At 40.4% G+C, this 24,680-nt stretch carries 18 protein-coding genes; 2 read left to right on the forward strand and 16 right to left on the reverse strand.

The features are described 5' to 3' along the window. Positions 1 to 71 precede the first annotated feature (71 nt). Positions 72 to 1,109, forward strand: a complete 1,038-nt coding sequence (locus L0657_RS13440) for a PmoA family protein (RefSeq protein ID WP_409015059.1) — start codon at positions 72 to 74, stop codon at positions 1,107 to 1,109. A gap of 87 nt (positions 1,110 to 1,196) precedes the next feature. Here L0657_RS13440 and L0657_RS13445 read toward each other — a convergent pair whose 3' ends face one another. The 4 genes from L0657_RS13445 to L0657_RS13460 all read right to left on the reverse strand — a co-directional run bounded on the left by L0657_RS13445 (position 1,197) and on the right by L0657_RS13460 (position 5,551). Beyond that, positions 1,197 to 2,930: a M14 family metallopeptidase gene (locus tag L0657_RS13445; RefSeq protein WP_235151312.1), complete on the reverse strand. Its 1,734-nt coding sequence runs from the start codon at positions 2,928 to 2,930 to the stop codon at positions 1,197 to 1,199. 80 nt (positions 2,931 to 3,010) lie between these two features. After that, positions 3,011 to 3,718: a hypothetical protein gene (locus L0657_RS13450; RefSeq protein WP_235151313.1), complete on the reverse strand. Its 708-nt coding sequence runs from the start codon at positions 3,716 to 3,718 to the stop codon at positions 3,011 to 3,013. 164 nt (positions 3,719 to 3,882) lie between these two features. Further along, positions 3,883 to 4,395, reverse strand: a complete 513-nt coding sequence (locus L0657_RS13455; RefSeq protein WP_235151314.1) for a DUF1648 domain-containing protein — start codon at positions 4,393 to 4,395, stop codon at positions 3,883 to 3,885. Positions 4,396 to 4,417: 22 nt separating this feature from the next. Then, a complete protein-coding gene (locus tag L0657_RS13460) occupies positions 4,418 to 5,551 on the reverse strand; it encodes a lipase family protein (protein ID WP_235151315.1) in 1,134 nt (377 codons plus the stop codon). 219 nt (positions 5,552 to 5,770) lie between these two features. Between L0657_RS13460 and L0657_RS13465 the strand changes: the two genes are divergently transcribed. After that, complete coding sequence (locus tag L0657_RS13465; protein WP_235151316.1) at positions 5,771 to 7,027, forward strand: sodium:proton antiporter; 1,257 nt, start codon at positions 5,771 to 5,773, stop codon at positions 7,025 to 7,027. A 22-nt stretch (positions 7,028 to 7,049) separates the two neighbouring features. Here L0657_RS13465 and L0657_RS13470 read toward each other — a convergent pair whose 3' ends face one another. From L0657_RS13470 to rpe, 12 genes are all read right to left on the reverse strand, one after another. Next, positions 7,050 to 8,063: a hypothetical protein gene (locus L0657_RS13470; protein ID WP_235151317.1), complete on the reverse strand. Its 1,014-nt coding sequence runs from the start codon at positions 8,061 to 8,063 to the stop codon at positions 7,050 to 7,052. Positions 8,064 to 8,075: 12 nt separating this feature from the next. Further along, complete coding sequence (locus L0657_RS13475) at positions 8,076 to 10,763, reverse strand: hypothetical protein (RefSeq protein ID WP_235151318.1); 2,688 nt, start codon at positions 10,761 to 10,763, stop codon at positions 8,076 to 8,078. A 98-nt stretch (positions 10,764 to 10,861) separates the two neighbouring features. Further along, a complete protein-coding gene (locus tag L0657_RS13480) occupies positions 10,862 to 11,605 on the reverse strand; it encodes a glycosyltransferase family 2 protein (RefSeq protein WP_235151319.1) in 744 nt (247 codons plus the stop codon). A gap of 76 nt (positions 11,606 to 11,681) precedes the next feature. Then, positions 11,682 to 12,785, reverse strand: coding sequence for an acyltransferase (locus L0657_RS13485; protein ID WP_235151320.1), 1,104 nt, complete (start codon positions 12,783 to 12,785; stop codon positions 11,682 to 11,684). 2 nt (positions 12,786 to 12,787) lie between these two features. After that, positions 12,788 to 14,482 (reverse strand): hypothetical protein, encoded by a 1,695-nt coding sequence (locus tag L0657_RS13490; RefSeq protein ID WP_235151321.1) that lies wholly within the window; start codon positions 14,480 to 14,482, stop codon positions 12,788 to 12,790. Then, entirely contained in the window at positions 14,479 to 15,399 is a 921-nt protein-coding gene (locus L0657_RS13495; RefSeq protein WP_235151322.1) for a transketolase family protein, read from the reverse strand. Before L0657_RS13495 ends, L0657_RS13490 begins: the two co-directional genes overlap by 4 nt. Continuing rightward, entirely contained in the window at positions 15,396 to 17,390 is a 1,995-nt protein-coding gene (locus L0657_RS13500) for an NAD-dependent epimerase/dehydratase family protein (RefSeq protein ID WP_235151323.1), read from the reverse strand. Before L0657_RS13500 ends, L0657_RS13495 begins: the two co-directional genes overlap by 4 nt. Continuing rightward, the gene (locus L0657_RS13505; RefSeq protein ID WP_235151324.1) at positions 17,383 to 18,210 is read right to left on the reverse strand and encodes a transketolase; all 828 of its coding nucleotides are present in this window, start codon (positions 18,208 to 18,210) and stop codon (positions 17,383 to 17,385) included. Before L0657_RS13505 ends, L0657_RS13500 begins: the two co-directional genes overlap by 8 nt. Before the next feature lie 121 nt (positions 18,211 to 18,331). Then, entirely contained in the window at positions 18,332 to 20,200 is a 1,869-nt protein-coding gene (locus tag L0657_RS13510; protein ID WP_235151325.1) for a glycosyltransferase family 39 protein, read from the reverse strand. 59 nt (positions 20,201 to 20,259) lie between these two features. Beyond that, positions 20,260 to 22,293 (reverse strand): OmpA family protein, encoded by a 2,034-nt coding sequence (locus tag L0657_RS13515; RefSeq protein WP_409015051.1) that lies wholly within the window; start codon positions 22,291 to 22,293, stop codon positions 20,260 to 20,262. 172 nt (positions 22,294 to 22,465) lie between these two features. Beyond that, the gene (locus L0657_RS13520) at positions 22,466 to 23,737 is read right to left on the reverse strand and encodes a DUF4038 domain-containing protein (RefSeq protein WP_235151327.1); all 1,272 of its coding nucleotides are present in this window, start codon (positions 23,735 to 23,737) and stop codon (positions 22,466 to 22,468) included. Positions 23,738 to 23,820: 83 nt separating this feature from the next. Next, positions 23,821 to 24,468, reverse strand: coding sequence for a ribulose-phosphate 3-epimerase (rpe, locus tag L0657_RS13525; protein WP_235151328.1), 648 nt, complete (start codon positions 24,466 to 24,468; stop codon positions 23,821 to 23,823). Positions 24,469 to 24,680: the final 212 nt, after the last annotated feature.

Genomic DNA, 24,680 nt, shown 5'->3' on the forward strand with positions numbered 1-24,680 from the left:
TTTAGGAGGATCATTAGATTTCAAATAAACTCTGACTCTGCGTTTAAACCTTAAACCTCAGAATTGTGAAATTGAAACATACCAGCATAACAATTGCTGCTTTTTCCCTGGCGATGACCGGATTGGTTCAGGCTCAGAAAGTCGATTTGGTTGACAATAAAAAGGATAAAAAAGTTGAAGTGAGTATTGATGGAAAACCATTCACGTCTTATTTCTATCCGGGTGAAGATGTTTTAAAAAAGGCGGTCCTGTATCCGGTTATGACAGCCAAAGGAACTTTGGTTACGCGCGGCTGGCCACTCGATCCTCGTCCGGGTGAGCGCGTTGATCACCCGCACCATGTCGGCATCTGGTTGAATTATGAAGACGTAAACGGAAACGATTACTGGAATAATTCGGATGCAGTAGACCACGCCAAACGTGCTTATGGCACCATCAAACATACGGGTATCACCAGTATGAAAGGCGGAAAAGATAAAGGAGAACTTTCTGTAACTGCGGACTGGGTTGACAAAGACGGCAAATTAACTTTGCAAGAAAAAACAACTTATGTTTTCAGTGGCAAAGGAAATAACAGAACTGTGGACCGCATGACCACTTTGACTGCCGTAAACGGAGACGTTGCCATGCCGGATATCAAAGACGGTATGTTTGCAATCCGCGTTGCAAGGGAGCTGGAACTTCCTTCTACCAAACCGGAAATATTTACGGATGCTTCTGGTATTGCAACGAAAGTGCCGTCTTTGAATAACGAAGGAATTACTGGAAATTACCGTAACAGCAACGGCGTAACTGGCGAAGATGTTTGGGCAAAAAGAGCGAAATGGTGTAATCTGACTGGTAAGATCAAGGATGAAGAAATCAGCATCGCAATCATCGACCATCCAAAAAACGTAGGTTATCCTGCTTATTTTCATGCAAGAGGATATGGCCTTTTTGCGGTGAATCCGCTGGGTCAAAAGCCTTTTAGCAACGGAAAAGAAGTGCTTGATTTTAAGTTGAAAAACGGTGAGTCAACTACCTTTCGTTATCGTTTGGTAGTAGCTTCTGAGCATCTTTCAGACGATTCTTTAAATGCAATCGCAGCAGATTTCGCCAAAGTGAAATAACAATTTAGGAAGATATTATTTGTAAAATTAAAAGCCACCTGATTTGCGAATCGCGAAGCAGGTGGCTTTTTTTAGATATATTTTTAATTATTTTTCCACAACACGGAAAACCGGATAACGCATATATTCCTTCTCTCTGTGCGGTGAATTTTCATAAATAAATCTCAACTGCGCATCACCGCTTTTGGCGAACGCGTCATCTGATTTTCTTTTTTCTTCCAACTTTTGTTGTAGCTCAGGCGATTTGCTCAACAGCTCTGCTGCCAAATCTTCAAAAACATAACTGGAATATCCTTCCTTGGCCTGTAAAATAGAATCGAAAAAATTCCATTTAAAAAACGAATCCACAGCTTTCGGTTCAAGCGTTTCTACTATATAACGATTTGTCCATTGATTAACAGGGATATACCAATCACCTTTACGAAATTTTACTTTTTTCTTTTCGGTACGCAGTTCCGTGTTTGTGTGCCAATAATGTCCTTCGTAAGGCGTTTTCGGTGCATCGTAACTTTGAATATAATAAACCTCAACTTCCAGTTCTCCGTCTTTTTCAATCGGTGTCATTCGGACTTGGTTCAGTTTCAACAGCTCGATGACGTTGAACCAACCTTGCGGAATAATGTAAGCAGTTGGTTTGCTTACAATGTCCAAAGGCTCATAAGTATCATAAAACGGCACTTTTACATTTAAAGGCTTTGAGCGGTTGTAGTGAAGTCTGTCTTTTCCACTGATTTTGCTGGGGAAATATTCAGGCTGATAACCTTTGAAATCGATTTCAGTGAATTTCTCTTTGTTGTTCTGCCAGGTGACTGCAAATTTTTCCTGCGTTTTTACGGCTTCCTTCGTTTCATTGCGCATCTGTAAAATCTGTTTTCTGTACTTCGCCAGCACTTTCAGATTTCCGTGCAAATAGGCATATGTCGCCTTTACTCGTTGGTCATAAGGTTTCAACATGTGCGTTTCTGTCATCACACCGATTGTATGAAAAAGCGCTGCGTAACCAGTTGAATATCTTGGCCAATCAGGAAACTGAGTAAAACCTTTATCGGGTGTCTGCCCGAAAGTATTGACATAAGGCGTAGCCTCAAAACCTGCATCTTTCAGAAACTGATACATAAACGGAAGGAAAGTTTCCTTATGAAATTTTCCCAGCGAGCCGCCCAGTTTATCTTGCTGTGCATAATCCAGCGTCATGACATACTGATAATCAGCACCATTACTTACATGCGTATCTGCAAAAAGATCAGGATCAAGCTCGTGGAAAATAGCAGCAAAACTTTTTGCATTTCTTGTATCATTTTTAATGAAATCCCTGTTCAGATCATAGTGCCGTGCATTACCGCGAAAGCCATATTCGACGGGGCCGTCCTGGTTTGTACGTGTTGTGCTGTTTCGGTTCAAAGCACCGCCAATGTTATAAAAAGGAATTATGGCCAGGACAACACTATCAAGTTCAGGGAATTTTTCTGGATGCGTGGCAATGTCGCGAAGCAAAAGCATGGAGGCATCCACGCCGTCAGGTTCGCCGGGATGAATAGCATTGTTGATAAAAAGAATGGCCTTACCCTGAGTTTTGAGTTTCTTTATATCAAAAGATTTATTTTTTGAATAAAGCACAAGGCTTAACGGTTTCCCGCTGTCGGTAAGTCCTTTTTCTGTGATCTGGATTTCTGGGAAATTTTTAGCCAGCAGTTTGTAGTAGGCTATTCCTTCTTCGTAGGTAGGAGTTTCTTTTCCGCCACTTTTTTCAAAACGCGTTTGATACTGCGCAAGAGAAACAGTGGAAATTAGTAGTAATAGGGATAGTAGGAATTTTTGCATTGGTATAAAAAAATTGCATAAAGACAATTTTAATGATAAGACTGTCGATATGCAATTTCCCTGTCAAGAAATATGACGTTTTATTCTTTGTCTTCGGCAACAATATCAGCATGCGAAGTTGCTTCATAACTATTCGCATATTTAATATCGTCAAGCCAATATGTTGAGCTCACGATATCAAAAGTGATTTCGTTACCTTTTTTATCAACTGTTTCAAGCTGCCAAATAATATTTTCAGCTTCTTCGAACGTTGTCCCTTCCACCTGATCACCAAACAAACGGTTAACCAGATTGTGGTCCGACATTCCCTGTGAAAGAATTCTGACGATTGGTGCCTTCGGATTTTCCTCAAAAATGGATAAACTTTCAGGATTTTCTCCGGTAATTTTCAACTGGAATCTTACCGCCTCTGCTCTTGGGAATTTCCCATTGTAAGCTTCATATAACAATTGAGTTGCTTCGTAAAAGCTGATATGAAGGTCAAGTTTCGGATTTTCTTCCCAAAGCTTTTCAGTGAGCATTTGGTGCGACAAATTTTCGATCTGTCCGTCTGTCAGTTCATCTTCGATCAAATATTCCAAAACCACTTTCGCTGCTTCCGCCGGTTCGTAGTCAGTAATGGACATAAAACACATTTCTTTCAGCTCCGATGCTTGAATATCTTCCGGATTTTCGTAATCCATTTTTACCAACAATGCCTTATAATCCTCGTTAGTCCACGAACCAGGAAGTTCCTGAATGGTAGTAAATGACGAAACTTCAACTGCGAATTTATTCTTGTCTTCCATAAAATTTTATTAGAATAGCTTAAAAATCTGGTCTTCTTTAAAAAGTAAACTCCATTTTTATCTTGAAAAAATGGGAAAGTGCCTTATAGTAGATTAGACGTCATATTTTGGATTAGGTAATCCAACTATTCATACAAGGAAAACTGTGCCAGCAAACAGGCGGCCTATCTTTTCATTAACTTTTCCCGCATTGTTTTTTTGAAGAAATAAGCGACAGGAAAAAGCAAAGTGATCACAACGGCTGGCAAAAAGAATGATCCGAGCCCATCCGTGACGTGGTCAACGATTAGGTTGGTAATGACCATGATATAAATAAAACCGATCATGACCATCAATTTTAGAAATCTGACAATCCTGATTGCAAAGTCCAGATTTTTATTGGGAATTGCCGTTGCCTTTGGTGAGGCAAATACATACTTAATCGTCAATGTGATTGAGAAAAATATGAAACATGCGATACCCAAAACAGCGAAAAGGAAAAGTTTATTTCCAAAACCATTCGGTCTTCCCACAATATTAAAATGAACCGGTATTGTATCAGGAACTCGGAAATAGGTGAAAACCGTGATAATAACCAGCGTCGCCAGGCCAAACCAGCCGGCAGTATCCAGCATTTTGTCGACTTTGGAAAACCCGGATTTTGGACTTATTTTTTTTGAGGTTGAAGATTTTGCCATCAGATCATTTTTGACTGCAAATTTAGCGTTTATATTTATCTATCAGGAATAAATACGGGGCTAAAAGATGATGCACAAACACATCTTTATCAGAATCAGGGAATAATTTATAATACTCTTCGTCGCCAAGTAAAGTGATTGTAGGCCCGATGCGTACATAATCCGCAGTATGGGAATAAGTTGGCGGAACAAATTCCGGTAACGTTTTCTTCACCATTTTTGAAGCAAAACCGCCCAGATATTTTTCATAATTGCGCTGTGCTTTTTCGCTTGGTTTTTTAAGTTGCTTGTAAGCATGACGCAACGCGACGCGAGTGAAAAGTTTTTGCTTTTTCACAACGGCATCAATGTCTTTAAATGGATTAACATTATTGAAGTCAGCCAAAGTCTGAACTGAAAAAGGCGTCTGAGGCACCCAATCTGCGCCGTTGATGATATTTACCCCCCAACCTCCATCGACAAGATTCTCGTATTCGTAACCATAGTAAACATTTCCTGCTTTTGGTGCGGCACTGCTGTAAGTCTTAAAACGGATATCTTTCGGAATGGCGTTCTCTTTTTGAAGATTATATAAATACGACGTCATCAGGTAGCTCAGTGCGCCACCCTGGCTGTGGCCCATAATGACGAAATTTTTAATTCCTTTTTTATAACAGGAATCAATTTTAGGCAGAATGTCGGTTCCAAGGTAAGCAACACCGATCAGCCACCCCACGTGAACGGAGGCACGCGGATTATCGGCCAGATGATATTTGAAAGTAAAACTATTCGAAAGTTTCAGTTCTCCCTTCGCAGGAACCATGGCAGCATAAAAATTTTGCAGCCAGCTCACAGGATTTACTGTTGTGCCCCGCAAATTAATTACTGCCACATTGGATTTATCATTCACCCAAAGATCCCAGCGGTTATCCATACCCATTACCGGAGACCGGTAAGCATATCTGAAGTGAACCGGAAATGGCAATGTATTTTTTGTAGTATCATAAAGTCTTGCGTGCATGTGCATCAGCTCAACATATTCTGATTTGTCAAAACCAGGTTTTAGTATGGCGTTTTGAGCACTCACCTGAATTTTTGAAACCAGGAAAAGAGCTATCAATAAGAAGAAAGAAAAATATTTCTCCCGTTTTTTTGAATCTAGTTGAAGTGTGATCATAACCGCGATTTGATATCTGGTAAATATAAAAATTTATGTTGCGCGAAGGTTATATGAATCCAGTTACCGGTAAGTTTTCAAGCAATTTTTTGTACCTGAACCGTATCTGATTTCCGTCTTTTGAGTTATTAGAATACCCTTAAAGATTGCTTTGTCAGCCAATTTCATTTTTACGGCTGCTATTAATTTTTTATTTTAGCCAGTCTAAAAAATATTTTCATGGAGTTATACTATTCATTTTCTGTTTTAATTGTCATATCTGCCGTCTTTGCGTACATCAATGCACGTTTTTTAAAATTGCCCGCCTCAATTGGTGTCATGGTCATTGCGCTGCTCGTCTCTTTGGGATTATTGGCTACCGATAATATATTTCCACACACATTCGACCGAATCACTACGCTGCTTCACAGTATCGATCTTACAGAAATTTTGATGGGTGCAATGCTGAATTTTCTGCTTTTCGCCGGCGCCATCCATATTCACCTCGAAGATCTTAAAGAACAGCGAATTCCGGTCATGGTTTTTTCCACCATCAGTGTCGTGATTTCGACTTTTGTAATAGGGTTATTGATGTATGAAATTTTGCCATGGCTTGGGCTCGGAATTCCATTGATTCAGTGCCTAGTTTTCGGCGCGCTGATTTCTCCTACGGACCCGATTGCTGTTCTTGGGATTTTGAAACAAGCTGGCGTACCTAAATCACTTGAAACAAAAATTGCAGGAGAGTCGCTTTTTAATGATGGTATGGCCGTTGTGGTATTTATCGTTATGCTGGCTTTGGCAAGAGGCGAAGAAGTAAATACTTCCTTTGTTGGTATTTCGACTTTGCTCGCCAAAGAAGCGCTGGGAGGAATATTACTTGGCGTCGTGCTTGGATTTATAGGTTCACATGCGAATAACAAGGTTGATGGGTATAATGTCCACGTGCTTATCACGCTCGCCATCGTGATGGGCGGACATTTGATTGCAGAATCAATGCACATGTCCGGGCCGCTCGCCATGGTTGCTGCTGGTTTGATGGTTGGTAATTATGGGAAAAATCTTGGAAACATTACCGAGACCGAGCAGGACTATCTTGACAAATTCTGGGAGCTTATCGACGAAATCCTGAACGCACTATTATTCCTGATCATCGGCTTTGAATTATTACTTATTCCCGATCTGAGACAATATTTCTGGATTGGAATGATTTCTATCGTTGTTGTTCTTTTCGCTCGTTTTGTTTCAATCTACATTCCGGTTAAAATCATTCCGTTCCGTAAGAAATTTGGAAAAAAATCAATTATTATTTTGGTTTGGGGAGGTTTGCGAGGAGGTGTTTCTATTGCCTTGGCGTTGTCAATTGATAACGACCTCAATAAAAATTTACTACTAGCGATTACTTATTTCGTAGTTCTCTTCTCCATTATCGTACAAGGACTCACCGTTGGAAAACTGACAGGAAAGATCGAAAATGCCGAAGAGGCTATCATTTAAAATATCGTAGCACGGGAAATTATTAATTCTCCTGTGCTACTTTTTTTATAAGATCGTTCGTCTTGGTTAACCAAACTTCCTGCGCCTGGCATGTCCAGTGTGAGTCACCCTTCAAATAGGAATTTTCTTTCATTCTTCGGAAATCCGGCAAAACATCTACATAAGGCATATCTAGTTTAGGATGTGCATAAACACGGCTGATTAGTTGGTTATACTGTCCGTATTCCGGCATTATGACCGATACTTTATTGGGAATAATGGACAGAACCACATGATCAAAACCTAGTTTTTTAGCGATTGAATGGCTTTCTGCAAGATTTGTCATTATTGTATCGAGCTCGGTATCCGCAAGTTTTGAAAAGGACGATGTGCTTTTTGGTGTATCTGTATCCATGTAGTAAACAAGGCTGTTATCATTGTTCACCAACGTTACTTTTTTATCGGCGCGGTGAAAGAAGTGATAGGTGAAAGCAGCCTTCATTTCTTTTATTTTCAACATCCAGTCATTTTGGAAAAATGCTACATCAAGTCGAGTTTCTGCCGGATCAGCAGCGAAAGCGTGATCCAGTTTTTGCATAAAAGAAGGTTCCGGCCCGGTCATTACAAATGTCGCCGAATCAGGAATAATATTATGGATAGGGGAAGCCATTTTTTCTCTAAAATGCCTTTCCACGCATTCCATCAATAAAATATTAGTTTTCGTAGTATCCGGTTTCAGATGAAGGATATTGTCCCAATGCACATACTGATATTCGTCTACTGCGAAATCTTCTTTTCCAACTCTTTCTTTTTCCGTAAAACTATCGCCGATAATATACAGACAGACCTTTTTTGCACTGCTTACTTTCGTCACAGGAGCCTGTTTTGGGCAGGGTTTTACCGGATCTTTAAATTGAGGAAGATTTGATAATCTGTATAAATCCCCGAATTGGTAACCGTCATTTATCAGATTCCATTCGCCGAGTTTGGCATAAATAGAAGGGCTTAAACCGACCAGCCAGACCAGAGAAAATAGTACTAAACATATGTACTTCATGTACTTCATAAACTAGCGCAGCTTAATAGACCATACCTGAACTTTCTTTTCAGAACGGCTGAAAATAAGTAGTTTAGAATAAGATGGCAAATAGGTTAATTGAACTTTCAATTCGGAAGGAATAGGTTTGTCCCCCAGACGCTTTCCGGTCATATCAAAGATGGTGGTATAATTTCCTGACCGGATCGTGATGAAACGGTTATCTACACCAAAGAAATGATACTGAATAATCGAATTTGGCAAAAGATTTTTAATTTCAAAAAGCTCATTTCCGTCTTTTGTCAAAAATGCAGCCTTGTTTGCAGATGTTCTGACCAAAATCCAGTCCAGAGAGTTTCGGTCAAAGACTGTTTTAAACTGGCTCGCAGGTTCCGGCCTTAACAGCTGAGTCTGGGATTTAATTTTCCCATCCATACTAATGCGTATCAATTCTCCGTAAACACTCACACCAACCAGCTCTGACTGCCCCGTCGCAGGATTCTGGGTCCAGGTAAACGGACTTTCTGTTCTGGCCAGAATATCAACCGGAAAGCCTTCACGTACCACACCATTGGATTTTAGAAGAAATATTTTCCCATTTTTCTGTGTAACTATATAGTTTCTGTTCCCGATCTGGTTCAGCGAAATAACCGGGCTTTGGATGTTGTCAAAACGATTAGCTACGTTCAGTTTTCGAATGTTTTTCATCACACTTTCCCAGACATACAATTCCCCCATCTCATCACTGACTATGAACCGGTTACTGCCATCCTCGCCACCATCTATCATATACAATGCTGTGATTGCACTGGCCGATGGAATTCCTTTTGAGAAACTGGTGATTACGTGCGTGGAATCGTCTTCGTCAATGGCATAAACAGAACTGGACGTTGCAAAAATCCTTTGCTGACGGCCAATATTCAAGAAATCAACCTTGTAAGCCGATGTGACAATTGGCCCGTTTAGTTTTGTTATCGTTTCCGTTTTGCCTGTTTTCAGGTTATTGACCCGTAGAAGATTATTCTCCTGGTCGGTTAACAAAACTTCCGAAGTCCCGTCAATCGGATTTTGCAGCGCGGTTAGTTCAGTATCATACAAAACCGGCCATTCAATATCAATGTTCAGAAAAGTACGGTTAAGAACTTTATTGGCCGTCTGCCTTTTCTTTGGGTTCAGCGTAATTTCCGGATAAGCATCGCTGCCATCGTAACGACATTGCAAAATAACTGACTCAATTTTCGCTGATAAATCGGTATAAGATTTTGCACTCAACCCTTCACCGCGTGACTGGGCTTTTCTTAAATTGACAACCAGCGAAAGCTGCGCATCGGATTTTGTACTCGTCAACACACTGTCGTATTCCGGCGATTGTTTCCAGGTGAGCTGATTTTCATAATCCACGACATAATTTTGTAATACCTGTGAATTGTTGCTCATAACCAGATAAGGCGCAATGTAGGTTACGTAAGTCCTCGGGAAACCGGAAAACATAGGTCCGTAAATTCCGGAAGGAAGCTCTGGAATGGCAACCGAATAAATATCATAACCCTGAAACTGATCCGTGGAAACATTCGATTCAGGCGTTGAAAGTTGCGCAAGTTTTTTAAGAACAGGCCTTAATTTATCATAATTTGAAAACTCGGCGAGCAAAATTTTCCCGTCGCTGATGCTGTTATTTTCTTCGAGCTGGCAAAGGATTAATTCTGAACCCAGATTTTCCAGAAGCAAAGTGCTTTCTTTTCCGACGTGATATACCAGTTTTTGCCAGGCCTCAGATTTCTGTTTTTTATGCCATTTCAGAAATTGCTTCTGAAAGTCAGCCTTCTCTTTTACCGCAAAACGATAGAAATAAGAGGTTTGCTGAGATATGTGTTTGTGGCCTTTAAACGGCAGTCCCGAATTATCTTTCACCCAATTGGTGATATAATAACCTGGAGAATCGGTGCCGTTTGAAACTAATTGAAGCTTGTTGTCAGTATCTTTGGTTTCTGCATGATAATCCTGATATTTTGGAAACGCCTGAGCAAACTCAGAAAAATTACTACCATGATTCGTTGTTGGAATGACCGATTTCCAGGCTTCATTTTTCAAATATATACTTGTTCCATAATTAGAATCATCACTTTTCGCAAATTTTGATTGCAGATCAGCTCTGGAAATACTTAACGAGGATGCGCGTACCACATCTTCAATCAAATCACCGTAGTAACTTAAAATCAGGAAGTTGTCTTTTATTACATAAGAAAAAAGTGGCTGCGATTTCGTATCATTGATATCTGTGATCCGGTTATCCTGAAAAGTATGGTGCAAAACCCGGATTGCGCTGTGCTGTGGACTGTTTAACCACTTGACATCTTTCTCTTCATCTACCGGAATATACATTACCACAGCCCATTCTGTATTCGTTCTGGGATGATAGGAGTAGGATATATTCTTACCCTTTAAGAAGTTATTCAGCTTTTTGACATCAGGAGACAGCAAGTTCAACAACGATAAGTTATCACTCGCTATATCCAGAAAGGGAAGTCTTTTCAGATCGAGTTTTGCGTCGGTTGCCTGATAAACGGAATCCTGCAAATGTTCACTTGTGATTACAACGACTGCATTCGAAGGAATATATTTCCACGCAGCAGCGGACCCACGTGACCATTTGAATAGAAAATATCCTGCCGGAACCAGAATGGCGGCCAGCAGGATAGTAATAATTAGTTTTTTCGACACGGGCTTAATGAGTAGGCAGTTTCTTGTAGAACGAATTACAGGAAGCTGTATTTATTTATAAATATAAAAAATACTCAATTTGAGCTGTTTTCTCTTTATTAAGCACGGATCGCTTTCACGTGCTGGTTTAGTTCCAGACGGAAACGTAGCAATTCTTTAAAGCTGCGGATACAAACTTTCCAAAGATTCCACTTCACGATCGATACCTCTCCGGTTTCGCGGTCTTTATGGGTAATCGGTATATCGAATAATTCCTGACCCGATTTTTTCGCCATAACCGACAAGAAAATATTCGGAGCAAAAGGCTCGGGATTTGGAAGCTGATTCATCAATTTTTGAAGAAATGTTCCTTTAATCAAACGGAAAGGAATATTGCTGTCCATGATGAAAGTTCCATAAACAAACGAGATTGTCGCTCTTAAAAACTTGGTAATGAACAGACGGACACCAGCATCGTGACGTACTTCGCGATAGCCAAGGATAAAATCTGACTGACTGCGTTTGTTCCACAATTTGTCAAAATCATCTGAGACAAACTGGTCGTCGCTATCCGTTTGGAATACATACTGCGAGTTTAATTCCAAAGCTTTGCGATAGCCATTCACAACAGCATTACCGTGACCACCATTTTTTTGATTGACAACAGTAAGATTGGTTACTTCTTTTTCCAGCTTGTCCAAAAGAATTTTTGTATTATCCTTTGAACCATCGTTGATAACGATTAGTGTGGTATTGTCGTTTGGGAATTTATTTTTCAGGAAACTGGTCCAGTTATGTACTACTTTTTCGATACAATCTTGTTCATTGTACGCTGGCATTACTATACTAAGAAGGAACGTCATGCAGAGAATTATTTGGTATGTTGATGCAAAATTAAGGAAAAAAGCCTGTATACTAAAATTGGATATTTTTTATTTACTAAGCGTAACGATCTTTTAACGAATTAATTGGTTTTTCGAAGAAATGCCAGGAGAGTGATGCGACGAAAATTGTTATTAATGAAAACAGACAAGCCTCAAATGTCAGAGAACCTTCCAGCACTGGGAAATTACGATAGATCTTGTGCAATAGCCTGACGGTAGGGTGGTTTGGGCCGCTGTGATAATGGTTGTAAATGAAGTTATGATATAAGTAAATCCCATAACTTATCCTGCCCAGATAAACGCTGACTGGATTTTCCAGGAAATGTCGCATAGCGCCCCCATACCCTGTAACTGCCCGTCCGATTAGGAAAAAGCTAAAAATGGAAGATACCAGACGATCAAAAACTACATCCACAACGTTGTGAATATTATCATAGGATTTATTCCAGTACTGCATTAAAATCCACCCAATAAGCGTAAAGACTACTGGCCAGGTTTTATCGAAAAGTTTTAAAAAGGTTTCTTTTTTATAAAGTTGAAGCCAGGCCATTAATCCGCCCAGCGCAAAAGAATCGAGACAGGCCGGCATTGTTACGTAAGAGACACTCCAATCCTTTCCTGAAAAATAAAAATAGAAACGAAGCAAAACACTGCAAACGCCCATCACAGCAAGCCAGGGAATTAGATTTTTTCTGGAAACGAAAAATATCAGGAACGGAAAAAATAAATATACCTGCTCTTCAACGGCCAGTGACCAAAGGTGATCAGAGGAGCCTAGCCATGTTTGATATACTGCTATGTAAATGTTAGTTCCATACAAGGCCAGCCACGCAAATTTCTCACGAACGGGCGGAACATTCAGTATAAATAGGATAGCCAGCAGGAGATAGTAAATTGGAAAAATTCGTATAGTCCTTCTGATCAGGAATTTGCGAATGTATTTTTTAAACCCGTCAGGTTGCGGCTCATATGTTTCTTTACTTTTAAGAAGAATTCTGCTGATCAAAAAACCGCTCAGTACAAAGAAAATAGTAACTCCGAGCTTACCGTAAGGAATCACATTGACACCTGTATAAAAATGGTCGATAAGCACGAGCGCAACTGCAATGAAGCGGATTCCGTCGAGTTGTATGATATGACCTTTTGAAGTTGCGTGCATAGCTACCAATTTACTTTAACTTTATTCTGACTTACAGCGTCAACGGAAATTTTATCCTTTTGGAAGAGAATGCCGGTTTCGTCTCCTTGCTGACGAATAATGGCTACTTTATAATCTCCTTTTTCTAATTCCGAAAACGGTATTTCCGCGGAAAACCCGGATGCAAAATAGTATTGTTTCAAAAATAACTCTTTACGTTTCGTATTACGGCTTCGTGATGTTGGAAACACATAAAATCGCTTGTTTGAGCTAAGAAGAATATAAATCCCACTATCCTGTAAACGCTGACTTTTGAATGCTGCATTTTTGACAATCAGCTTATCTTTCGATTTTTCAAATTTCGTGGATGCATATAATTCCATCAGTGCCCGTGAATTTCCGGCATAACCTTGTCTGTCTGCAATTTCAATTAAGGGTAGCCATTTGGTATAGAAAACTGGTGTTTTTTCCACAATCCTGGCAGCAAATGACGTGTCTGCCGATACCTCCAAATCCTTATTCGTGTACATCCAGTTAAATTGGCTCGTCGTTAGGTATTTTCGCAGATTGTAGGCATCTACCAAATGATAATGATAACTGAACACATTAAAAGTAACGGCCAAAAATATGATTGCTGTGATATATGGCGACAAAAAGCTGCCACGTATCGGTATGACGACATATAAATAAGCAACCATTAAAAGCAATACCGAATATATTTTGAACCTGCTTGTGATCAAACCCTCCAATCCGAAACCTGCACGACCGTAAACAACGATCAAACCAGTTGCCAGAATAAACATAATAGCACCAAGGCAAAACAAATCCGTAATCCGCTCAAATTTTACACTATACTTTTTCCTGGAAATTCTAAAAAGAATCGTCGATGCGATTGAAATTGCAACCAGAAACAAAACAATTCCCATAACCACACAAGCTCCGAAGTGGTCTCTGACTGGAATGGATTCTGCAAATGATCCTAAAAAAGCCATGTAACCCTTTACCAGCTGGAAAAGTGAAGCTTTGGAATCCGGATTGGTGTCTGGTTGTTTGTATGTCCAGAAATAAGCAAAAATACCTGCTGCACCTGCAAGCGCCAGTAACGCCGAGCGTTTCCTATCACCTGAAAGGAATAGCAATACAGCACAAATCGGCAAGATTAAAATTCCGATTGCGCTTGTAGAAATAGTCAGCGCGCCCATCAAAATGGCCAGTGCAAGGTAAATCGGTTTCGGATTAACAGCTAAATAAATCGTCCAGAGTGCCAATGTGATGACCCCGAAATTCTGAATAGCAGCCATTCCCCAGTACATATTTTCCCAGAAGGCCAGCGTCAGCCAAATGAATGGGATTGGAACCAGGGCGAAGAGAGGCTTTTTATTATTTTTTAGAAGAATGTACCAAAGCGGGATGACGCCGATCAGCAACAAATTACCAATCATCATAAGGTGACGATAATTCAGTGTTCCGAAAATAGAATAGTCCAACCAGGTAAAAATTCTGTCGAGCGCAATTCTATGTTCATTATGTTGTTTGAAAACGGCTTTCAATTTTTCCTGCCACGATCCTGCCTGTGAATACTCAACAATAAATGCTTTTAACACATGGTCATCCCATTTTGGAATATTAAGGGCATAAAAATCCCACACCCCAAAGTAAACACCTACCGGGATCAAAATGATGAAAATAACCAGAAGCGTTAAAACTCCCTTGCTCATGCGGGAATGATTAACTGATGAATATGCGCGGCGATTGAAACCGGATCAAGTTCAGAAAGTTTTTGATGATATGCCTGGCTTCCATATTTTCTGTTTGGATATCCTTCGGCTTTCAGACTCTTAAATGAATGAATCTTCACACCTTTTTCCAATAATTGAACCGAAAGTTGCTGTGCCAATCCGCCTGTGCTGACATGTTCTTCTGCAACCAGAATGGCCGGTGCTTTTTCCACTAGCTGAATAATTTCATCGGTTAATTCAAGTGGAAAATGCAATGCGCTTATCACATTAACTTTTTCTCCAAGTTCTGCCGACTGATCCAGCGCTGTGATTACATTGTTGGCGATTGGACCTAACGCAAAAACAGTTATTTCGGGAGATCCAACTTCGTGAATTACCTTGAAAGAACCAGAAGCGTAGCTGTTTTCAGGCGCATTTTTACCAAAACCCAAACGCAGGTAAGCGGGTTTTCCATCTGCTACTATTTGCCGGATTACATGTTCGACTTCATCCGCAAAACCAGGTACCCAGACATTTGCATTTTGTAATCCACTTAAACAAGCTATGTCTTCGAGAGTATGATGGGAACTTCCCATAATTCCGTAACCATAACCACCACCGTTTCCAACGATAAAAACCGGAAGATCATGAAAGCAAACATCATTACGGAATTGTTCCAGACAGCGGTAAACGATGAAAGGAGCGATGCTGTAACAAAAAACTTTATACCCTTTATGTGCAAAACCAGCTGCTACACCGACCATATTCTGTTCGGCAACACCTGCATTTATAAATCTTTTGCCAAGCTTAGCCTGTAAACTTTCCAAAGCCGCATAACCCAAATCTCCGGTAATAAAGATGATGGATTCGTCCTCGGTAACAAGTTTTTCCAGAGCGGCTGAAAATTCTTTTCTCATTTTCTTAACTGTTTTACCAAAGTACGTATCTCGTCAGCCGTTTTGTAAGATTTTGATCCTCGTCTTATGCGGGTACGAATGTATTTTGGCCGTTTTTTCGTCTCTTCAAAAATCTTCGTGATGTATTCTCCCAGGAATGAAATCCCCAAAATGGTTAATCCTCCGAAGAAAACGATCAGTACAATAACTGTGCTGATCCCCTGCGGCGTATCCGGGAAGAAAAATAGTTTGGCCAAAATCTGCCAGATAATTCCCAGAATCGATAAACCCGTGAGCGTAAAACCTGCATAACTCATCAATTCCAAAGGAGCAAAACTGAACGAGAAAATCGCCTTTTTTGCCCACCAGATATTTTTCGTCCAGTTATTTGTTGAAACGCCAAACATACGCTCCGGTCTTACATAAGGAACTCCTGTTTGTTTAAAACCAACCCAGGCGCGCAATCCGCGAAGAAATTGCTCAGTTTCCGGCAAATCAACAAGTTCCTTAACCACTTTTCTATCGATCATAGAAAAATCACCAGCGTCACGCGGAATTGGGATATAACTAAGACCTTGAAATATCTTATAGAATGTTTTGTAGAAAAAATGAATATGCGGCTTCATTTCACGCTGCACGCGAACACCGTAAACCACGTCAAATCCTTCCATCCATTTTTCATAAAATGCAGGAATAATTTCGGGTGGATCTTGCAAATCGCCATCCATCAGTACAACGCAATCGCCCGTGGCTATTTCCATTCCGCTTAGAAATGCAGCTTGTGAGCCGAAATTTCTTGAATGGCTGATACCAACCACGTTCGGGTCTTTATCGCAAATTTTATTAATCACCTCCTCCTGGTTGTCAGGCGAATTGTCATTAACAAAAATGATTTCATAGCGCACTTTCAGCTCATTACAAGTTTTTACGATTCTTTCATACATGTAAGGAATCGCCTGTGCATCTTTGTAACACGCTATGATGGCTGTAATAACCGGATTTAATTTCGGATTCAGGAACGCAGGGAGAATAGTATCCTCATATTTGATTTGATCCTGCCATGATTTTGTCTTTGATAATCCATCTTCAAGTGAAGTTTTCGCTTTCCAGTCAAAGTCTGTTTCGAAAGCATCGGGATCACCATACCATTCTGCCAAGTCCCATTTCCGGTTCGACATACTTCCCCATTTCGGCTCTTGTTTTATACCAAAAGTCTGACGGGAAGTTTCAACCAGATCACCAATTGTAGTTTTACGACCAGTGGCGATATTATATGATTTACCAGAGGTAGTGCTGTTTATTTTCAGCGCAGCATCCAAAAATGCTTCGACACAATCTTCTATAAATACAAAATCTCTGCTGATATCGGAAGAAACCAGAGAAGGAAGCTGGCCTTGTCTCACACTTTCAACAAGTTTCGGGATCAACCTGTCAGGTTCTTCCCAATAACCGTAAATAGAATAAAGCCGGAGATTTAAAGTCTTTAATTCGAAGACGCGTGCGTAATATTCCAACAAATATGCAGCTGAAACTTTGGAAACAGCATAGTGGCTATTCGGTTCTACCCGGTCAGTTTCCTTTGGTGCTGTACAATTAAAACCATATTCAGAACTGCTTCCTGCATGAATGTAAACAGTTTCTTTATTGCAATTTTGCAGGATATTAGCTGTCCCGATAACGTTGGTTTCGTAAGTCAGGTTGACACTGCTTTGCTTGCTGTAAGCACCGTAGGCCGCAAGATTGAAAAGCGTCTGGGGTTTATATCGCTCAAAAACTTCACGAACTGAATTGTCCGATAGGATGTCGCAGTGAATTATATTTTCAAACGGAACATTCAATAATTTTAACCGCCAGGCTTTTGTCGCATCATGCGTGAGAGCATAACAATCCTTTCTGATTTTAAAAATATCGTTGAAAAGGTTTGCACCGATAAAACCACTGGCTCCAAATACGAAAATCGGTCCTTTTAATTGTTCTATTTTATCGCGGTAATGCGGTAAATGATCAAGCATTCGTAAGTTCATTAAGATATCGTTCCGTAACTTCCTGAGTGGCCTGCTGGTAAAGTTCAGCATTCATCGGCAGATAATGCCATTCAAGTTTATTTTCCATATAGGAAACTCCTTTGCCCTTCACAGTTTGTGCGATAATAGCCTTGGGAAGTCCGTTTTTATGGGTTTTTAATTCGGTAATTGTCTGGTGTATCGTAAGAATATCATGTCCGTCGATCTCAACGGTCTCAAACCCGATTGCCCGCCATTTTTCAGGAGACGCAGTTTCTCCCAATACCTTGTCCGTAGGACCGAAACCTTGTAATCCGTTTTTGTCAACAAACATAAAAAGATTATCCAGCTGGTTCTGGATCGCATAATGCGCTGCTTCCCAGGTAGTTCCTTCATTGGTCTCGCCATCAGAAAGTAAAGCGAAAGCATAACTATCTTCGTCACTTATTTTGGCGGCATGAGCGATACCAGTCGCGATTGGAAGGCCATGTCCCAAAGAACCAGTTGCAAAAGGAATCCCCTTGTACTGTCCCGGAGCCGGATGCGCAGGAAGTGTTGTCCCGTCCAGATAATATGTGGCGAGCTCTTCGTCAGTAATTTCACCAAGAACATTCAGGCAGGTGTAAAGTGCCGCCGCCGCGTGTCCTTTAGATAAAATAAAAGTATCTTCTTTTGATTTATTTAAAAATAGGATGGCGATCATCAGGTCGATACAACTCAGCGAGCAGCCGATATGTCCGGCATTTGCCTGATTATAAAGCCCCAGTAATTTCAGCCGCAATTCTCCGCTGATTTGTCTGGGTTCATTTAATATTTCATTTGCGGTCATGGCCAATTTTAGTGTTGATGTCTGCCGTTATCTGAGTACAAAGTAACGAGCAAAATTGTATTATTAAGTGTGCAATATACGAAATCTTATTAGATGGCTTTACTGGCAGACACCATCCACATCATTCAGACCCATACCTTTTACCCTTTAAGTTCATGATTTCCAGCGGTTCTTTCTGATTATTCCGTTTAATTAATATTCTGTCAACCTGTGTTGTGTCCATTACCTGAATATAATTTAAACTTTTCGGAAGGTACAAATTGGTGAGCTGAGCATCCTGGATAGAATAGGGCAGGTAAGTCCTGTCCATAACCGATAAAACCTGAAGTTTAAAAGCAGGATACAGAATGGTATCCCCCGGCTGATAAACAGATTTTATTTTCTGAGCCGCCTCGTAGTAAGGATTTGGAACGCGAGGTTTTGCAAAATATCCATATTTCACAGAGCGATCTTCGTAGAATTCCTGTAAGCGTTGCCCCACGAAGTAAAATTGCACAGCCAGGAAAAAGAAGATCAGTAATTTAAATTCAGTGGCCAGATTGGAATAATATTGCAGTAAAATACTGACAAGAATTATAACATAGGGAAAAGAAAATCCTGAATATCGTTGCGTTAAACTACTGGTATGTCCTCCTCTGAAAGCCATGAAAATCAGGAACAATGTGGGCACGAGCGCCATCATGTACAGCATCGTCAGCCTTTTTCTTTGAAGTTTGTCCGCATTTTTATGAATATCATATAAAAATGACAAAGCAAAAATAACAACGGACAATATGCAAAACTGGATTTTATTGCTTGTGTATACCAGTGCGCTCAAAAGTACGATTACATACGGCACTCTTGGCATAATAAACTCATGCAGTTTTATCCGATCTTTCAATCTGTACCAGACAATTAGGAAAATTCCGACCAGGATCGAAATAACTGCATTCCGCTTTCCGACAAGTGACTCCGCCATGCCGTTTGTAAAAATTAATAAGTCAGTGAACATGGGCAGTGCCTTATTGTAAACATTTACAAATGTTGCCGGGTATACACCAAAGGGATTATTCCCGGGGCTTGTTTCAGCAAACCGTTTATATTCAGCTGCCTGGTGATTCAGGGAATAAAGCGTGTATTTTCCTCCTCCATACAACATCCACCAGGTGACACCTGAAAGAGCACCAACGGCAGAAATTGCCATTTTGATCCAGCCGCTTAAAGACCTCAGGAAAAATACGGCGTAAATTCCATGTACTAAAAGAACAACAACAGACAAGAAATTAGACAAAATACTTAGCCCGGCTGCAAGAATGTAACCGATATATAGCCAGATATGTTTTCTGTCTGTTGACTTGATCTCAATAATTTGTAAAAAGAAATAAGTAGCGAGAAGTGTCAGGAAAAATGTCAGGGAATAATTTCTCGCTTGGTGGCTGTAAGCGATGAAAAATGGCTCGAGGGCAACAAGACAGGCTGCGATCAGCCCTGTGTTTACAGAGAAAAATCGTTTGCCAAAAAGATAAGTGAATCCGATGATCAATACGCTAAAAACGACGGAAAATAATCTGGCTGAAAAATCGGATAAACCGAAAATATCCATCCAGAAATGGAGCAGAAGATAATAAAATGAACCATTACCTATGTCGCTACGCGTCATTGCCTCATAATAATCAGCCAGCGTTTTTGGCGCCCAGAACTCTGCCGGGGTAAACGCACGAGGATAAAAAGTCTCTTGGTAAGTCAGGGAAGTTAAAAGATTTTCCTGTGGTTTCAGGCTGAATGGCGGAGTTTTCCAGAACTCGGGAACGGTAATTTTTCGTGTCGAAAAAGCTTCCTTTTGATTTGCCCCTTCCAATACAATTCCCTGGCTGACGACCATGGTGCTTTTTTCATCAAAAAAGATACTGTAAGAGTCCAGGTGATAAAGTCGAAGCGCAATACCGATAATAAGTATAACCGCAAGTGTCAACCAGGATTGTAAGTTTTCCTTCTTGTAAGTGTGCACCATGTTTTAATGTCGGAAGTTAAAGCCGCGAAATTAGTGAAATTTCCATTGATTAGGCACTTTTACATTTTAAGGATTGTAAACTCCACGCGGCGGTTTTTCTGGCGGGTCGCTTCTGAAGAATTACTTGCGATCGGTTTCGCTGGTCCCCAGGCTTTTGTCTGAATTCTGAAAGCACCGATACCTTTTGCTACGAGGTATTTTTTTACTTCTACCACCCGGTCTTCCGAAAGTTTAATATTCTTCTTGGTATCTCCCTGATTATCAGTATGTCCTTCAAGCAAAATTTCCATTTCAGGATGTTCATTCATTATACCAATAATCCGGTCAAGTTCCTGAAAAGAGGATTCTGTGATGTTAGCGCTGCTTTGGGAGAACATATTATTGGCAAGACGAATTTGCTGACCCGGCTTAATTGGCTGCAAATAAAAGTTTTTACGAATAGCTTTTAAGCTTTTTCCATCTTTCAGATCTATTTCCTCCGATGAAGAAAAATATCCTTCCTGACTCGCAGTAATCCGATACCGGTCTTTATCAGGAAGAATTAAATTAAAATCACCAGTCTCCGGATCAAAGGCAACTTTGGTAAACAATAACTTACTGTCTATCAGATCGACTGTGATGTTTGCTTTTACCGGCGTGGTTGTCTCAAACTCAAAAACGGAACCCGTAACAACTGCAATAGGATCTGGTTTAATTGATGGGGATAATTTAATCCTGAAAAGGTCTTCCGCTCCTAAACTATTGTCTGACGAACTAAAATAACCGTAATCTCCCGAAGCCGGAATATTAAAGTAGACATCCAGTTTTGAAGTATTAATAGATGGTCCAAGATTTTCAGGTTTTGACCAGTTCAGCCATGTATCGTCGAGCCTGTGCGTTAAGAAAACATCTCCGCCTCCATAACCGCTATGGCCGGAAGAAGTAAAATATAAGGTCTTATTATCCAAAGCAAGAAACGGAGAATTTTCATCACTGGCGCTATTCAATACCGGTCCCATATGTTTTGGCTCAGACCAAGTCTCATCATCTTGAATAAATGATACATACAAGTCTTTTCTGCCTTCTGAATCTTTTCTCTGAACGGACATGATCAGCACATTTCCATGTGGTGAAATAGCGAATTCAGAATCTGAATGTGAGTTATATAGGTTCTGTATTTTAATTTCTTTTGGAAAACTCCAGCCGTTTTTTGTATAAAATGATTTGGATATTCCATAAACCAATCCACCGCCAGGGAGATAGACATTGATCAAATAAATTGTCTTTCCGTCAGCAGAGAGGCCAATGATCGCGTTGTCCCCATTATTGTTAACAGGTGGGCCTAAATTGACCGCTTCCGTCCAGTTATTATTTTTGTCAAGTGTAGAAACCCAGGCATCCTGTTTTGAAGACGATCCTGTATTGCCCTCGTAATCACCCCTGGTATAGTATAATGTTTTGCCGTCGGCGGAGATGATTGGATTAATCTCCTGGCCTTTACTATTCACTGTTTTCCCCAGATTTTCCTTTTTAACATCTTTCAGAATGTCCGGTGCGAGATTAATTTTTGCCTCAATGGGCTCGGTACTTACCGAAATTCCGATGGCGTCGATCTGGTTGAATCCTCCAACGCGGGCCGGATCCAAAACGATTTTTATGGCGTTGGTGATAAGGTTTTCCTGTTTTGGGAATATTTGCAGCATCCTGCCTTTAACCTGAAGAGCTGTTGCTTTCTGATCGTAGATAAGTGATTCTTTGCCTGTTTCGTTGTAGGCATATACCCGGATAACAGAACCTGGATTGAAATTTTCAGCTATTGCTACTTGCTTCAAAGCAATGGATTTTTCGAAGCCTACTTTAATCCATTCTTCATTTCTTCCATCCGGCATCGCAGGTGACCAGGCGCATGGACTATTACCGAAGTCAGGTAGCTTGTTTGGCTCGCCCAAAATTTGTTTTGAGCGGAAACCTTGTCCCGCATTTTCATTTCTGTATTCTGAGGAATATCCAAGTATTTTATCAGCCCAAAGTACTGGCTGCTGGGCAAACAAATTTCCGCATACCAGTAAAACCAGGCTGCAACAAATAGATATTTTTCTTCTCACTAAGCTCATTCGGGGTGCACTTGCTATTTTTCATTCATTTTCACTACCAGGCATATCCGATCAAAAAATCAGACAGTTCGGCCGCTATGGGTCACTTAAAAATTTTAGTGTGGTGAATATTGTAATAATAAAAGGGAATGACAAGGAATTAATACTGATTTGAAATGTTTCTAAAATCTGCTTAATTTTTTGCTCCGACTAAAAGTATCCAGTCCCAATCAGGTTGTTTGTCGGGTGGAACGATGACGGCCGCATCTGTGCGGCTGAACTCTCCGCCAGTCCATCTCCGGCCAGTCCTCGGACTATACCAAACAGCTCTGAACTCATTTCCGGTTAGTTTAGTTAAATCCAGTTTAAACTCCCTGGCGGTGGGTATATACAAAATGGCCATACGGTGATTTGAAATTGTCGCGACCGTAATTTCACTGGTTTGTGTCGTATCCTGAACCAGTTTTATTTCTGTATCCGGTTGAATTAGAGCCCAGGGAATCCCTTGCAGAATTTTAGAAAAACGGACCATATATTCCCCGCCGTCCCGAAGGATATTGACTTTCCAGGTTGGATTAAAATTTTTAATCGTGCTCATATGGCAAAATCCGGCAGCTGAGCTTAGCAGCGATTCATAAGCTTGTTTACGAATCAAAGCAGATTGATCTTTAATTGGAAATTCTGAATTGGCAATCAAAAAAGGACTTTTGATCGAGCTTCCTATCGTTTTTTGCCAGATTGCCAAAGCGGCATATTCAGAGTCAGTGACGGTAGAATCCGGAACAAAAACTTTCAGGTCAGTATTGTTTTTATCCAGTGAATCCGGCGGAGCGCAGGTGGATAAAGAAGCAATTAACTGATTCTCTGAATTCGCTCTCAAACTTTCTGTCAATGTTCGTGCAAGAAAAGCCTTTTGATTTTCTTCTTCACTGACGATCCAGAAAACGTTCGTGAATTTTGAGAAACGTTTACCGATATATTCTCCATAACTCCGGCAAGCCTCTTCACCCTGGGTTTCAAAAAGTGTATTCCAGCTTTGTCTGGAAACCACCAAACCGATCACCAGTTCACGTTCTCTTGCAGCAATAATTATTTTTTCGAGATGATCGAAATAAGCCTTATTAGGTTTTGTTATCTCATTATTTACCTGAAATGGTGTGACTTTATGGAAGTTTTTCTGGGTTGGTAAAGCAGGTAAGATATGCACTAAAAAGGTGTTGAAAGCCTGTGATTTGCGAATATCAAGATAAGCAACCGCGCTTGTGTAATCCAGCTTTCTCAGCAATTGCCAGGCGACATCGGCGACTACCAGGAAAGGAGCATCGTTTTGGTCTGCCAGATGTTTGCCGTCTTCACTAACTTTCAATGGGAATTTATAATCAGCTTCATCCTGCCTATTTGAAGCCCGAGCCGTAATTTGAAGCGCAAAAAATAATGTCAGGATAGAAAATGAACGCGCGATCATAATGCCAAAAGGAAATTATGCCTTCGACGAAAATGAGAATTTTTGTTAAATTTATTCATGTAGCTGGGGTTAAGTTAGTTTTATCAGTTTTTTCTCAAATCGGCAATCGTTGTATGTGGATCGGAAGAGCTAAAAACAAAACTTCCGGCAACCAGAATGTCAGCACCGTTCTCAACGAGAGATTTGGCATTTGTATTGTTCACGCCGCCGTCGACTTCTATTTTGAAATCAACACCCAGTTCTTCTCGCATGCAGTTTAACTTGTAAATTTTGCGGTAGGAGTTTTCGATAAATTTCTGACCACCAAAACCTGGGTTTACCGACATAATCAACACAAGTGACAAATCAGGTAATATTTCTGAAAGCACCTCAACAGGTGTATGCGGATTTAAAGCTACGCCAGGTTTCATTCCTAATTCCTTGATTAACTGAACTGTACGGTGTAAATGCGTACAGGCTTCATAGTGGACGGTCAGAATATCAGCCCCAGCGTCACGGAAGTTTTCCAGGTACCGGTCTGGCTGTTCGATCATCAAATGAAAGTCCAGCGGTTTTTTGGAATATCGTTTAATGGCCTGCGCAACAGGAAATCCGAAGGAAATATTAGGGACAAACATACCATCCATGATGTCTACATGTATGTAATCTGCTTCACTCGCATTAAGCATTTCAATGTCGCGTTGCAGATTCGCGAAATCTGCGGCAAGAATGGAAGGGGCAACTTTAGCCATTTTGTAAAATAGTAATGTTAAATCCGTGGCGAATTTAAGGAATTTATAGGGAAGATGTAAAATCAGGGATTTTCATTACCCAATGCGTTAACTTTGGGCGGTAGCGGAATCAGATGGATTACAGCTTTTGAAGAAGATTTTTAAAAAATTTATTAGTCTACACCAAATTTTTATATGATTTGGCTAAGTAAATGCGAAGGTTACAGGCTATA

This window comes from Dyadobacter sp. CY345 (assembly GCF_021502725.1).
Classification (GTDB): Bacteria; Bacteroidota; Bacteroidia; order Cytophagales; family Spirosomataceae; genus Dyadobacter.

Excerpts from the sequence above, each read along its gene's own strand:
- L0657_RS13450 (WP_235151313.1), bottom strand. The coding sequence starts at position 3,718 with ATGGAAGACAAGAATAAATTCGCAGTTGAAGTTTCGTCATTTACTACC.
- L0657_RS13515 (WP_409015051.1), bottom strand. The coding sequence starts at position 22,293 with ATGAGCTTAGTGAGAAGAAAAATATCTATTTGTTGCAGCCTGGTTTTA.
- L0657_RS13465 (WP_235151316.1), top strand. The coding sequence starts at position 5,771 with ATGGAGTTATACTATTCATTTTCTGTTTTAATTGTCATATCTGCCGTC.
- L0657_RS13460 (WP_235151315.1), bottom strand. The coding sequence starts at position 5,551 with ATGATCACACTTCAACTAGATTCAAAAAAACGGGAGAAATATTTTTCT.
- L0657_RS13505 (WP_235151324.1), bottom strand. The coding sequence starts at position 18,210 with ATGACCGCAAATGAAATATTAAATGAACCCAGACAAATCAGCGGAGAA.
- L0657_RS13480 (WP_235151319.1), bottom strand. The coding sequence starts at position 11,605 with ATGACGTTCCTTCTTAGTATAGTAATGCCAGCGTACAATGAACAAGAT.
- L0657_RS13485 (WP_235151320.1), bottom strand. The coding sequence starts at position 12,785 with ATGCACGCAACTTCAAAAGGTCATATCATACAACTCGACGGAATCCGC.
- L0657_RS13490 (WP_235151321.1), bottom strand. The coding sequence starts at position 14,482 with ATGAGCAAGGGAGTTTTAACGCTTCTGGTTATTTTCATCATTTTGATC.
- L0657_RS13470 (WP_235151317.1), bottom strand. The coding sequence starts at position 8,063 with ATGAAGTACATATGTTTAGTACTATTTTCTCTGGTCTGGCTGGTCGGT.
- L0657_RS13455 (WP_235151314.1), bottom strand. The coding sequence starts at position 4,395 with ATGGCAAAATCTTCAACCTCAAAAAAAATAAGTCCAAAATCCGGGTTT.
- L0657_RS13500 (WP_235151323.1), bottom strand. The coding sequence starts at position 17,390 with ATGCTTGATCATTTACCGCATTACCGCGATAAAATAGAACAATTAAAA.
- L0657_RS13445 (WP_235151312.1), bottom strand. The coding sequence starts at position 2,930 with ATGCAAAAATTCCTACTATCCCTATTACTACTAATTTCCACTGTTTCT.
- L0657_RS13510 (WP_235151325.1), bottom strand. The coding sequence starts at position 20,200 with ATGGTGCACACTTACAAGAAGGAAAACTTACAATCCTGGTTGACACTT.
- L0657_RS13520 (WP_235151327.1), bottom strand. The coding sequence starts at position 23,737 with ATGATCGCGCGTTCATTTTCTATCCTGACATTATTTTTTGCGCTTCAA.
- L0657_RS13495 (WP_235151322.1), bottom strand. The coding sequence starts at position 15,399 with ATGAGAAAAGAATTTTCAGCCGCTCTGGAAAAACTTGTTACCGAGGAC.
- rpe (WP_235151328.1), bottom strand. The coding sequence starts at position 24,468 with ATGGCTAAAGTTGCCCCTTCCATTCTTGCCGCAGATTTCGCGAATCTG.